This window comes from Rhodonellum sp. (genome assembly GCF_030656585.1).
In the GTDB taxonomy this organism is placed as follows: Bacteria; Bacteroidota; Bacteroidia; order Cytophagales; family Cyclobacteriaceae; genus Rhodonellum; species Rhodonellum psychrophilum.
Genome location: NZ_JAUSPP010000020.1, coordinates 59,300 through 72,216 on the forward strand (window position 1 = coordinate 59,300; position 12,917 = coordinate 72,216).

Consider the following 12,917-nt stretch of genomic DNA (forward strand, 5'->3'; position numbering starts at 1 on the left):
AATATTGGATTCCAAGAGAAAAATATTTGGCCCATCCCTATGGGATTTTACTAAAGAGTAACCCTTATTTCCGGGGATTTAAAATCCCGGGTTAAGATTTCTGGCATCGCTATGCGATTGAAAACATGATACTTACCGACAAAAAGCCGTAGGCTTGAATCAACTCTTAACCCCACAATTCATTGTGGGGAGAGGAGAAAACAATCTCTCAATAAAAGTGCCAGCGGCACGACAGAAATTCCCCCTAAAAGATCAATGTGAGAAGAGGCCATTGCAATCTCACCGTTTTCGAAAAGACAAATAAACTTGCAGATAAATAAGTTGTTTTACCGTTTGGCGATACGGTTTAAAAACATATACATGCATAAAAGAGAATATCCATTTCAGGAAAATTTCTTCCTAAAATTCTATTCCCTTTTCGTCCACCAACATCGCCGCCCCTTGTGCCGATCCCAAAGCAAAATCTGTGGTTTCTATCATGATTTCGGGGAGCTTGTCCCGCAGCATTTCCACAAAAATTTCATTTGCATTGAAGCCGCCATCGATGAAAAGTTTTTTGACATCGGAGCCTTTGAGGACGAGATTCAGCGAAACGACCTGGAGATCGGTGAGTTCGTGTAAAAAGCAATAATACGCCTCTTCAAAATCACCGAAAGTTTCCAATTGGGTTTGGCTTGCTTGGCTGATGTCGAATAGCTCGGGTTTGAGATAGGCAAACTTAAACCTTTTCCCCGGATGGGATTTTGCTTTTTGATAGAGGTTTTTGTCAAAGGAAAGCTCCTTGTAATATCCTTTTTCCAAACCAAAATGCGCATAAAGCCATTCGATTTGCACCTTGTGTTCTTCCCCGATAAACAACCTGCTGATTTTAATGGCTTGTCCATTCATGCCGATAAAATGGAGGCAATCCTGCTTGAGTTCTTCCAGGGTGAGGGCTGACGAATTGAAAGGATTGATACTGATCGCCCAGGTTCCGGTGGAAATAAGGATAAAGGGTTCATCATTGCTTTTTAAATAGGGAATAAGGGCAGCGGAGGAATCGTGCACGCCCACGCCAACGGTGACGGGATGATTCGCCATCTCGATCGAATAGGTGTGTGTCGTTTTCACCACTTCGGGCAGGACTTTCAAGATTTCCTCTTCCTTCAGCCAATGGTGGTAATCGTTTTTCGAAAAATCCCAAAGCGCTGTATGACAACCAATGCTGGTATAATCCGAGATTGCTTTCCCGGTAAACAAATAGCTGAAATACTGGGGGAGATGGAGAGAATGCCGTATTTTCCCGAAAATTTCCGGTTTCCGGTATTTGAGCCAATACAGTTGCAGGCCGGAATTCAGCATTCCGAGAGAAGGGGAGGAGGTGGCGGTACAAAAGGCTTGTTTCCCCCCGTATTTTCTGTAAAATTCCGCCAATAAATCCTCGGGAAATTCTTTCAGATAATTGTACAAAGGGGCGACGGTTTTGCCACTTTCGTCCAGGTGAACCAAGGAGGCACCGTATGCACTAAAATTCAGTTTTTGGATCAAAAACTCAGGTAGGGAAAGGGCATGTTCCAAAGTTTCCTTGACCCAGGAAGTCAGGGTTTCCAAAGGTTCACAGGGATCACCATCTTCGTCAGTTTCATATTCCAGACGGTGATAGACCCGGTAGACTTCCTTCAGGTTTTCATCGAAGAGAAAGAATTTCTTGTTCGTCTTCCCGATATCAAAAATGGCGGTGACTTTGGTTTTTCCCATGTTACAAGCCCGTGGCTTTGGTTTTGGATCCCCTTTCTTTGATCAGCTGCTCGCGGATGCCCAATTTTCGGTAAGCTTCCAGCGCGTTGATGGCGCCACCGGATTGTCGGATGGCCTCGTTCACCAAGGGGCGTACATCCGTGCGGAAGGCATCCTGTAGGATTTCCTGTGCTGCGGCGACATCATGGTTTTCCTGTGCGGATTTCAGTTGTTCATTGTCCACCAACAAAGCTTGGGTAAATGACATTTTGATCGCTTGTACCGACTGGAGTAAATCCTCCATGGGATCTTTCAGGTTGTGGCTCGCATCGATCATCCAGGCTGGATTGGGGTTTTGGGTTTCCGTAAATCCAGCAACCAATTCCGTGAAAATCAAAAACAGCTGATAAGGTTTGATGCTTCCTACGGTGAGGTCATCGTCGCCATACTTGGAATCATTGAAATGAAATCCACCCAGTTTCCCTTCGGTCATCAAAGTGGACACGATCTGTTCAATATTGGTATTGGGCAGATGATGGCCAAGGTCCACCAAGGTAAATGCCTTTGGCCCCAGTTTATTTGCCAAGAGAAAAGAAGTTCCCCAGTCCTGGATCACGGTACTGTAGAAATTGGGCTCGTAAGGTTTGTATTCGACCAGCATTTTCCAGTCTTCCGGCAAGCCTTTGTAGATTTCGCGGAGGGATTGAAAGGTGTTGTCCAGTGATTTTCTGAAACTGTTTTGGCCGGGGAAACTGCTGCCGTCGGCAAGCCAAACGGTGAGTGCTTTTGAGCCCAGCTTTTTTCCGATTTCGATCACTTCGAGATTGTGCTGGACGGCAAGTTCCCGAACTGCCAGCGTGTCATTGGCAAGGGAGCCAAATTTGTAGGATTGGGATTGTCCGGTTTGGTCCTGGAAGGTGTTCGAATTCACGGCGTCGAAGCCGATCCCAACCGACTGCGCCACTGCCTTTATCGCTTCGTAATCTTCCGGAATATCCCAGGGAATGTGCAGGGAGACTGCATTGCTGGATTTGTTCAGTGCATGGATAATGCCTACATCCTGGATTTTTTGGGTCAGGGTGGCAGGTTCTCCTCCTCCTGAAAATCTCCCAAAACGGGTGCCTCCAGTCCCCAAAGCCCAACTGGGAATGGCGATCTGTAAATCCTGGATCTTTTGAAGGAGGGAAGGGACGTTCAATCCCTTTTTTTCCAGGCTTTCGGCCAAAAAATCAAACTGTCTTTTTTGCTCCTTTTCCAAGGGGGCATTGTAATCCTGTATGTGGTCGGAGCTTATTTTCATTTTTGGTTTTATTGTTTGTGATTCCCTGCAGGACTTCCTGAAAATGGTTTAGTCCAATGGTAACTATCCGCATTTTTGGCCAGCGGGTTAAATTAAAGCTGTCTTCTATCCGGTTTTCTGATCAGTTCGGTCCAAGGACTTAGAAAAAAACCTTCCAGGGGTTTGAATCAAACGATTTCAAATTGGAAATGTGTTTGAACCTGGAAGGTCTTCCGGTATGGAGGTTTAAGGATTTGAGCGATTATCTTACAAATGCGGCGGCGACTCCGCCATCCACATTGAGTATATTTCCGGTGCTTTTGGAAAGTGAGCCTCCCACAAAGGCAAACACACCATTGGCGATGTCTTCGGTGGAGATGATTTCATTGAGCAAGGTCCTCTTGGCATAATGTCCAGGCAATTCTTCGACTGAAATCCCGTAGGCTTTCGCTCTTCCGGCTGCCCATGTGCCTTCCCAGATTTTGGATCCTTCGATTACGGCATCTGGGTTGACCACGTTCACCCGGATTTTGTCAGGGCCCAATTCGGCTGCCAGCAATCTGGACATATGTACCTGAGCGGCTTTGGCAGTACCATAGCCCACATTGTTAGGTCCGGAAACCAAGGCGTTTTTGCTGGCGATGTTGATGATGTCCCCGCCCAATGCCTGGGCACGGAGGATTTTTACCCCTTCCTTGGAAACCAAGAATTGTCCTTTGACAAGGACATCGTTGAGAAGATCCCAGTCGGCTTCAGAGGTTTCCGGCAATGGCTTGCTGATCGCCAGACCCGCACAATTGATGACGATATCGACTCCTCCAAAAGCTAAATTTGCAGCTTTGAATGCAGAGGCGATGGAGCTTTGGTCCAAGACATTCAATGGAGCCTGAATGGCGGTGTCTTTGCCGAAATCCTTCACGGATTCTTTCAGCCTGTCCGCATCCAAATCGGTCAAAACCACACAAGCACCTTCGGCAGCCAATTTGTCTGCGATGGCTTTCCCTATTCCGCCTGCGCTTCCGGTGATCAAAGCCACTTTTCTGGACATGGGTTTTTCTTTCGGCATTCTCTGCAGTTTTGCTTCTTCAAGCAACCAGTATTCGATGTCAAATGCCTCTTGCAAAGGCAAAGGAACATACTCGGAAACGGCCTCTGCCCCGCGCATCACATTGATTGCATTGATGTAGAACTCGCTCGCAACCCGTGAAGTCTGTTTGTCCTTGGCATAGGAAAACAAGCCCACTCCCGGCCAAAGGATGATGACTGGATTAGCATCCCGAATGGCAGGGCTATTGTCTCTTTTGTGTGTTTCGTAGTATTCCTGATAAGACAATCTGTAATCATCGAAGAGTTTGCCGATGTGCAATTTCAGGGAACTGAGATCTGTCAAATCGTGGTCGGCAGAAATGTCCAGCACCAAAGGTCTGATTTTGGTTCTCAGGAAATGATCCGGGCAGCTGGTTCCCAAAGGAGCGAGTTTGTCAAGGTCATTGGAGTTGATAAATTGCAGGACGGTTTCAGAATCACTGAACGTTCCGATCATCCTTTTGTAGCTCGATGCCAAACCCCTCAACAAAGGGGCGATGGCCGCGGCTTGATCTTTTCTTTTTTCGGGGTCAAGCGAATCGATTTTCTGTCCTCCGAAAACCGGTCTTTTTTTACCGTAATTTTCTTCCAGATAAGTGGAAGCTTTTTCAATGACTTCGAGGCTGTTGACATAGCACTCATGGGCGGTGTCTCCCCAGGTGAACAAACCGTGGCCACCCAACATGATGCCTCGGATTCCCGGATTTTCATCCAATGCGGCTTTCAATTGGAGGCCAAGATCGAAACCCGGTTTTTGCCAAGGTACCCAGGCGATCTGGCCATCAAAAAGTTCTTGGGTGATTTTTTCTCCTTCTTTAGAGGCAGCAATTGCGATGGCTGCGTCTGGATGAAGGTGGTCAATATGCTTGAAGGGCAAGAAAGAATGCAAAGGCGTGTCAATGGAAGGTGCCTTGGAGTCCAAGTCATAGATGCAATGATAAAAAAGGCCTACCATTTCATCTTCAAATTCGATGCCTCTATAGATGTTTTTCAGTGCCCTGAGTTTGTCCACATAGAGCCCCGCCAAACCGGATTTTGTCAAGGTGCCGATGTCGCCACCGGAGCCTTTCACCCACATGATTTCCACGTCCTGACCCGATAGGGGATCTTTTTCAATGGTTTTGCAGCTGGTGTTTCCGCCACCATAATTGGTTATCCTAAGGTCTGCGCCCAGGATGTTGGATCTGTATATCAAAAGGGCAACTTGATCGTCGCCCAGAGAATTTGCTTTTTCGTCGTCCCATAGGTAAGAGACATGGTTATAGGTTTTGTTCAAAACTGCCATAATTTAAAAGGTCTAATGATACTACGAAATTATACAATTGTTAATTTTTTACTGTCCTGTTCTGTACTGATATATTTGGTTTCCAAGACAAAGTAAGAAGGAATGGAACTGAGTTTTTTTCATTTTTTCATTGATTTCAATATTATTGATTTTCAGGAAATTCTCTTTTTTTATTGTGAAAAGAAAGGATTTGTGCAAAAATGGATGGGGGAGTGGAAACATCAATTTTTCGGAATCGATTTCAAAATGGGGAGATCATTGATCCATTTCATGCTCAATTCCATCCATGAGGCTGCATTGCCATGGATGTCATGATTTCCTTTTCCATATCCGTGTCCTCCTTTTTCGAAAAGGTGGAGTTCTGTTTTTACACCGTATTTATTCAGGTTTTTGGCATATCGAATGGAGTTTTCTACAGGGACAGCTTTGTCATCCCAGGAGTGCACCAAAAATGCGGGTGGGCTGTCGGAGTCAATTTGTTTTTCGGTTGAATAAAAATCCTCCAACGGAGAATCTAATTTTTCACCCAAAAGGGTTTTTCTCGAACCCTGATGTGTGATGGCGGTATCCATACTGATGACCGGATAAATCAAGATGCTGAAATCAGGTCTTTCGTTTTCCTTCTGGTCCACATTGGGTTTTCCATGGACAGACAGCGATGCCGCCAAGTGTCCTCCAGCGGAAAAGCCCAATACACCCACCTTTTTGTCATCGATTCTCCAGTTTTTTGCATTTGCCCTCATCTTTTTAATGGTTGCTTTGGCATCTTCCAGCGGGACATTCCAGTGTTCGTGCAACAATTCGGGATCCGGCAACCTGTATTTCAGCACCACTGCCAAGATTCCATTGTCACTGTACCACTTTGCGATCTGATGGCCTTCATGCTGGATGGCGATAATGTAGTAGCCACCACCTGGGCAAATAAGAATGGCTTTCCCCGTCGCTTTTTCTGGATCGGGATGATAGACCGTCAGTTCGGGCAGGGCCACTTTTTGGATTCTTCCACCCTCACCGATTTGATCTTCGGAGATCAGATTTTTGGTAAAAGGGGCTTCATTGGGATATAGGGCAAGTGTTTCCACTTTTTGACCCAAAACAAGAAGTGGAGAAAGTGCCATGAGCAAGAGAATAAGCTGTTTTTTCATATCCATTGGTCTGTGTTCTTTTATTCTTCCAAAGTCTCCTCTTGTGATTTATTGAGCCATCTGGGAGCGGTCAGAAACCACAAAACGGTCCCGATAAACATCAGGGTCTTGGACAGGCTGGGTTCGATTATGCCCTGAAAAACCAAAAATGAAGGGATCAGGGTCATGGTCAGGGCAATAAATGAGAGTATTTTAAAGAGAAGAGGCATAGTTTCAGTTGGATAAAATGGTGCTAGGTTTTGATTGGCTTTTTATGCCTGTAGGGAGCGGTTTTTGGATCAATTTGCTGCTGACCACATATACCAAGACCGCTATAAACCATCCCGGAAGTCCCAAGAAGAAGATTTCAATGCCTCCAAATATATTGAGAAAGACACAGACAATCAGTGTGATGGCCCAGGTAATGGCGACAGCAGGATTGAATTTACTGTTCCTTAGCTCCGCATAATTGCTCTTCAAGCCCATTTTTTCCAATACATAGACATCAATGAAAATCACGGCTCCCAAGGGCATTAAGATCAAGCCATAGAGGGCGACAAACTCCAACAATCTCATGACGAGCGCTGGGAAACAGGCGGCAATGGTCGTGATCAAACCCACAAAAAGCGTCACCTTCCATGTTTTCCATTTTGGATTGATGGATTGGATGGCCAGACCCGCTCTGTATAAAGTGGGATTGGCAGTGGTCCATCCAGCAATCACTACGCAAATTGCACCGGCAATACCAGCGGCTTCATAGGCAATCGGTCCCGGCGCAAAAGTCAGGCTGTTGTTGGATTCAATCAAGAAAAGTGAATAGAGAATTCCCGATGCTATCCAGGCAATATAATGTCCGAGGAACACTCCTGAGGCAGAAGAAAAGCCATATTGCCATTTTTTTGCATATCTCAACAAGGACATATCTGCCATCCCGATGTGCATGGCCATGTTGCAAAACCATGCAAAGAACATGACATGCCAGAATGTGAATTTGCTTTGGCCTTCCAGGGGAATACCTGTCCATATTTTACTTTCTGCCACAGGCCAGAAATCTGCAAGGGAATTGATGCCCAATCGAGGCAATACGCCCACTGCTGCAGCGATAAAGATCATGATCATCCACGGCGCTGCAATATTGGCAAACTTAGAAACTTGATTAAAGCCAAACATGGCCACAACCGTGGTGATGGCGCCAATCGCAAATACGGTCACTACCCAGCCGAGACTGTTTGGGAGAATGTCCGTCAGGGTGGGCATGGCGATGTTGAAGGGAATCCCCACGGCTGTGGCGGAAACAGCGATCATCGCGCCGGCCAAAAAGCAGAAGAGGCCTGCATTCACCAGATTGTACACCAGAGAAAATTTGCTTCCTGCGATTTTTTCCAGTTGGTAATAAAGGGTGAGTCGTGTTTTCACAGAGATCTTTCCCGTGAAAAATGCCCAGCTCAAGACCGCCAGGATATTCCCGACCAAAAGACCCGTGACCAAGTCCATTGCGCTCGCGCCGTGTGCGACAAAAAGAGGTCCAAGGACAAATTCGGTTCCTGCGGTATGTTCTCCGGCATAAATCCCTATGAAACTCCCCCAGCTTTTAAGTTTATTTTTCGGAATGGGCTGACGCTCATACTCATTGATGGCGTCCAACTGTTCCTTCAGGCTATTCTTCTTTTGCATTGGGATTAATCCGGGTTTGTTTGAAAGACAAATTATGACGCATGATGCATCAAAGTGTCCTGAACGTATCTGTCTGAAGACAATGGGGGATTCAAGTTATACCGATCCTCTGTCGATGAAATTGAAAACATTTTTCACCACCTCTTTTTTTCGTTTTTTGATCATGTAGGCTGCCGTTTCTCCCATTACCTTAAAATCCGTGGACATCACCGTGATTCCCAAAAGTTCTTTCAGTGGGGTGTCATTGTAGGAAATAACCCCGATGTCCTGGCCCATTTGAAAATGTTGCTCTCTGATTTGTTTGATCAGGCAAACCAGATCGTTCTCTTCGATGATAATGAAGGCGTCATACGCCTCAAGTTCCATGTCCGGGTAAATCGTCTGGATGACTTCAAAGTCAAACCCGTAATTCGTGCAGAATTTCTGGAACCCCATTTTTATTTCTTTGGGATATGGATAAAGCACATCGTCGGGATAGACCAAGATCAGTTTTTCGTATTTCCTCAATCTGGCAATCCCTTCTTTTAATGCATGGTAGATATCCGATTTGAAATCCTGATAAATCGAGGCAACTTCATCCCCTAAGGAGGTGAGGTAATTGTCCATGATAATCAGTTTTTCAGATGGGATTTGCCGGAGGGCTTCAATTATGATCTCATTTTCATTGTGGTGTTTGAGTTTGTCGTCTTTGAAATGAGGCATCACAACATAGTAATCGTAGTCTCCTTTGTTTTCCTCCAGAATAGTCAACAATACTTTAGGGTCACAATGGTAAATGTGAAGATCGACTTTACCTAAGGAACCGAGGCTGTTCAGAAAAGAGTTGTAAATTTTCAGTTTATAATTACTCAGTTTATTGAGTAAAAAAAGAACCTTCACCTGCGAATGGGAAATATTCCGGGCAACATAATACCCTTTACCTCTGACCGAGAGGATGATTTTTTGTTTTTTGAGATGGTTGTAAGCTTTCTCTACCGTGTCTCGGGACAGATAAAATTCCTCGCTGATTTCATTGATCGAGGGAATTTTTTCACCTACGGTTAAATACCCGCGATCGATATCTTCAACTATTGAATTAATGATTTGCTGGTATTTTGGGATTCTAGAGTCGGGGTCAATCCTGAGTAAAGTGTCGAGTGCGATCATAGTGGGTTTAATTGTGTGAACAATCGAAACCAATATAATTGAAAATCGTGACCTAAAAACAGAAATCCGGAGTTATTTTATGAATGACAGGACAGTTTTTTATTCTTTTTGGCATCGAATTTTATTCGGCTAAAAAATAAAATTTGGATATTTTGTAAATTAAAGAATTATTTGAATTGAATGGGAGATTGATTTGAAGAATCAAACAGATTGTTTCTTTTTCACTGTGCTGGAGTATCCTGTAATTTACTTTTGAAAGAAATTAAAATTTCTTCGATGGATCGAAACGAAAATGCAATCGATTGTCCTTTTCCCTTTATTCCAACGTATGGGATATGATTTTCACTGGCCCCGAAATTCCCGAAGGCATCACTTTCCAATCTGAGGCATCAAAGGATTTGTAGTCGATATTGACAAAGTTGATTTCATGGTAGTTTCTCCAGGGGATTTCCTGTTGGTCCAAATACCGGATATGGTTGGCCATCAGATTGGCGACTTCAATCCGGATGCTGTTTCTGCCGGGCTGGAGGAATTCGCTGATGTCCAATTTGAAGGGTAGGCTCCAGACCTGTCCTGCATATCGGTCGTTGATCCAGACTTTTGCACTTTCATGGATATTATCGAAAACCAAAACGTGCTGCTGTCCAGATTCCGGATGGAATTCAAAGTGGCTACTATAGGTGCCCAAACCTGAATAGAAGGAAGCCAAAGGATCTTCCAATGTGGTCCAGGGGACGATTTTTGGAATTTCTGTGGCTTTAGGGGTTTCTGGGCCGCCTTTTGGGTCAAAGGCCAATTTCCAAGGCCCGGGGATTTCAAAGGAATTGGTAAGCGAAGTGGCATATATCCAGTTGGAGATTTTCTGTGCCGGCTTATTGGTCGCCCTGAGGACCATCGATTCACCGGGCGCCAATCTGATCCGAACCCTTGTCTGATTCCCTTGGTTATCGCTTTTTGCAAGACCGATTTTACCCGTGAGTGGATCCATCAGGATTAGGCTTTTGGCCGAAATGGAAAGCGGTATTTGTCTGTCAACTGTCTCCGGGCTGTGGTTGACCAGAAAATAATAGGTTTCTGTGTCGGTGGATCTTCGGATAAATTTCAAACCGCTGTCCACCAATTCTTCCCGACGGATCCCTTCATTTTCCAATGTTTTGGAGAAATCGTTGGAAAGGATCACCTTCCCTTTACCCCAGGTTTTTGTTGTGCCAAAATCATTCAAATCCAATTTTGCCCAAATTTCATTGATTTGATTTTTTCCATTTCCCAAGGCCTGTAATCCCGGCGCATCCATCGGTTTTGCTTGAAAGATGACTGTTGCACCTTCACTGGCCAGTTGGAGGATATTTTCCAAGGTTTTTATTGGCATAAATTCCATTCTGGGAATCAATAGGGCTTTTGCTGGAAAGGCGTCTGGATGGGGCAATATGTTTCCTTCTTTGGCTTTGGAATTCGCAATCATGTCATCTGAGATGAAATCAAGAGAATAGCCCTTTTCGATCAATGCCTTGGATTCCTGATAAAAAGCAGTGGGATGCAGCCATTCATCGATACCGTGTACGGTGATCAAGTCCAGCATTCCCTTTGGATTTGCCCAGACATCATACACCGGCCAATACACCAGCAATTCATTGTCGGCTTTCCCCAGTTGCAATACGGATTGTGTCCGTGCAATGTAAGCGTTGAATTCCCGGAAATGCGGCCATAGGCTGTTGTGTTGGGTCAGGTTAAGCGAGGCGTAAAACAGCCAGCCCGGAAAAGGGACATCTTTTGGGCTATAGGTGACTCCGTGATAAAAAATATGGTTGACACCCGCCAAAAAGGCCTGATCAACTTCAGGTTTCATCTGGGAAAATGAGGATTTGAAATGTTCACCCAGCCAGGTAAAGGTTTCGCTAGACACCAGTTTTTTACCTGTTAAATGTGCAGCCGAGGAGGCGAATTTGAGCATAATGGGATCTGGATCGACATTTCGGATATCCGCGCTGTCCCTGCGCAATCCTGGGATGGGGAAATAGCTGGAGCCAAATGTTTCCGCTTCGGGAATGTCGACTGTACCATACAGGTCGAGCAGGTTGCCGGGAGAACCATGGGCTTGGTTTTTGGTCAGTTTGCCTTTGGAATGTGCCCAATCTGTCCATTTTTTGGTGAAATTGTCCAACAGAAGCGCATTCAATGTTTCTCTGTAGTCCGATTTGATCCGGATAGACGTTTCAGTCCCTTCGTTTCCCAGCAATTCATGGAGGTGATTTTTCAGGTTATAGCCTCTTCTTTTTTCGAACTCCTCAAAAAAGGTTTCCGTAAAATCCGCACCGTACAATTCAAAACTATCGTTGTAAAAGGACCGGAAAGCGGGATATTTTTCCCCAAATGCTTTTTCAAAATGTGCCAAATAGACATCCACGGCAGCTTCAGAATAATGGTCAAGCGTCAATCCTGCTCCGCCAGGAGCCGCCCTTTTCACCATTTGACCGGTTTTGGCCAGAAAAACGGCTTTGATTTGGGTTTTTTCTGGAAATGATGCCTTCAGATTCCCGTTTTTGTCGATTTTGTCAGTGATGTTTTCGGCCGATCCATTTTCTCCGTAGGCCAATAGGGCAAGCAGCTTGGCATCCAACTCTCTTTCATCCCTTTTTTTGTATTGAATCCGGATTGGATTACCACCGACTTCATAATCTTGGATGGCGATCCGGGACGCGGCAAATTCTGGACTGACATGCGGCCCACCAAACGGCCATCCGGTTCCCTGGGTCATGTCCACGCCCAGGCCCAATTGCTGGGCTTTTTGAACGGTGGTTTCCAAGGCTGTCAACCATTCTTCGGAAAGAAAATCCAGATACCTGTCTTCAAAACCCTTGGCGCCATATATCGGGGCGATTTCCACTCCTCCAAGGCCTGCTTCCTCGTAAGTTTCCAAAAGGATTTCAATGTTTTCCTTATCCACGGCGTTTCCCATCCACCACCAGCGGGTCCAGGGTTTGGCCTCTTTGGTGATTTCTGGCCATTGGTCCAGCGGCAGGTCCTCTTGTGCAGATTGGGTATGGCAGCAGAAAAAAACCGGGAAAATGGTCACGGCGGCAATGGATTTAAGGAACTGATAGGTCATTTGGAAAATCGTTTAAAACGGCAATTCGGGTTTGATCCCTTTTGAAACAAATTAGATTTTCAGGTTTTCGAAAATCAGTTTTTGCAATTAAAAAAAAGAGTGTATTTATTCCAATTTGAATACCTCCTTCAAAGGAACCGAAACCGGGGAATTGTCGGGGTTGGTTTCCATGAGATCGGCCATATATGCCCACCAACGTTGGACGACAGGATTGTTTCCCAGATCTTGGGAACTGGTTTTCCCCGTATTTTCCTGAATCGCAAAGAGCGTGGAGGTTTCTTTGTCCAAAAAAATCGAATAATTTTCTATTCCACTTTCCTTTAGCAAAACCACAAGTTCCGGCCAGATTTCCCGGTGCCTTTTTTCATATTCGATTTCAGCTCCAGGAAATATTTTCATTCGGAAAGCGATACTGTTTTTCATTTGTTTCTCTTGTAGGTACAGGTTGTTGAATTTTAAGTGCTGATTTTGAAATACTCCCATTAAACCCGAAATATGAAT

9 protein-coding genes are annotated in these 12,917 nt (G+C 45.1%); all 9 read right to left on the reverse strand.

The annotated features are described in order from the left end of the window. Positions 1 to 399 precede the first annotated feature (399 nt). Positions 400 to 1,737 (reverse strand): FGGY-family carbohydrate kinase, encoded by a 1,338-nt coding sequence (locus Q7J63_RS04565; protein ID WP_304884312.1) that lies wholly within the window; start codon positions 1,735 to 1,737, stop codon positions 400 to 402. A gap of 1 nt (position 1,738) precedes the next feature. Further along, complete coding sequence (locus tag Q7J63_RS04570) at positions 1,739 to 3,016, reverse strand: sugar isomerase (protein WP_304884314.1); 1,278 nt, start codon at positions 3,014 to 3,016, stop codon at positions 1,739 to 1,741. A gap of 241 nt (positions 3,017 to 3,257) precedes the next feature. Beyond that, positions 3,258 to 5,366, reverse strand: coding sequence for a bifunctional aldolase/short-chain dehydrogenase (locus Q7J63_RS04575; protein WP_304884316.1), 2,109 nt, complete (start codon positions 5,364 to 5,366; stop codon positions 3,258 to 3,260). Between the two features lie 221 nt (positions 5,367 to 5,587). Next, a complete protein-coding gene (locus tag Q7J63_RS04580) occupies positions 5,588 to 6,511 on the reverse strand; it encodes an alpha/beta hydrolase (protein WP_304884318.1) in 924 nt (307 codons plus the stop codon). Positions 6,512 to 6,531: 20 nt separating this feature from the next. Continuing rightward, a complete protein-coding gene (locus Q7J63_RS04585; RefSeq protein WP_019597402.1) occupies positions 6,532 to 6,720 on the reverse strand; it encodes a hypothetical protein in 189 nt (62 codons plus the stop codon). Positions 6,721 to 6,724: 4 nt separating this feature from the next. Next, a complete protein-coding gene (locus Q7J63_RS04590; protein ID WP_304884320.1) occupies positions 6,725 to 8,164 on the reverse strand; it encodes a cytosine permease in 1,440 nt (479 codons plus the stop codon). Between the two features lie 96 nt (positions 8,165 to 8,260). Beyond that, on the reverse strand, positions 8,261 to 9,310 hold the full coding sequence (locus Q7J63_RS04595; protein ID WP_304884322.1) for a GntR family transcriptional regulator: 1,050 nt from the start codon (positions 9,308 to 9,310) through the stop codon (positions 8,261 to 8,263). Between the two features lie 316 nt (positions 9,311 to 9,626). Further along, positions 9,627 to 12,416 carry a glycosyl hydrolase gene (locus Q7J63_RS04600; RefSeq protein WP_304884324.1) on the reverse strand — a complete coding sequence of 930 codons (2,790 nt, stop codon included), beginning with the start codon at positions 12,414 to 12,416 and terminating at the stop codon, positions 9,627 to 9,629. Positions 12,417 to 12,521: 105 nt separating this feature from the next. After that, entirely contained in the window at positions 12,522 to 12,839 is a 318-nt protein-coding gene (rhaM, locus tag Q7J63_RS04605) for an L-rhamnose mutarotase (protein WP_026333573.1), read from the reverse strand. Positions 12,840 to 12,917: the final 78 nt, after the last annotated feature.

Excerpts from the sequence above, each read along its gene's own strand:
- Q7J63_RS04565 (WP_304884312.1), bottom strand. The coding sequence starts at position 1,737 with ATGGGAAAAACCAAAGTCACCGCCATTTTTGATATCGGGAAGACGAAC.
- Q7J63_RS04570 (WP_304884314.1), bottom strand. The coding sequence starts at position 3,016 with ATGAAAATAAGCTCCGACCACATACAGGATTACAATGCCCCCTTGGAA.
- Q7J63_RS04575 (WP_304884316.1), bottom strand. The coding sequence starts at position 5,366 with ATGGCAGTTTTGAACAAAACCTATAACCATGTCTCTTACCTATGGGAC.
- Q7J63_RS04580 (WP_304884318.1), bottom strand. The coding sequence starts at position 6,511 with ATGAAAAAACAGCTTATTCTCTTGCTCATGGCACTTTCTCCACTTCTT.
- Q7J63_RS04585 (WP_019597402.1), bottom strand. The coding sequence starts at position 6,720 with ATGCCTCTTCTCTTTAAAATACTCTCATTTATTGCCCTGACCATGACC.
- Q7J63_RS04590 (WP_304884320.1), bottom strand. The coding sequence starts at position 8,164 with ATGCAAAAGAAGAATAGCCTGAAGGAACAGTTGGACGCCATCAATGAG.
- Q7J63_RS04595 (WP_304884322.1), bottom strand. The coding sequence starts at position 9,310 with ATGATCGCACTCGACACTTTACTCAGGATTGACCCCGACTCTAGAATC.
- Q7J63_RS04600 (WP_304884324.1), bottom strand. The coding sequence starts at position 12,416 with ATGACCTATCAGTTCCTTAAATCCATTGCCGCCGTGACCATTTTCCCG.
- rhaM (WP_026333573.1), bottom strand. The coding sequence starts at position 12,839 with ATGAAAAACAGTATCGCTTTCCGAATGAAAATATTTCCTGGAGCTGAA.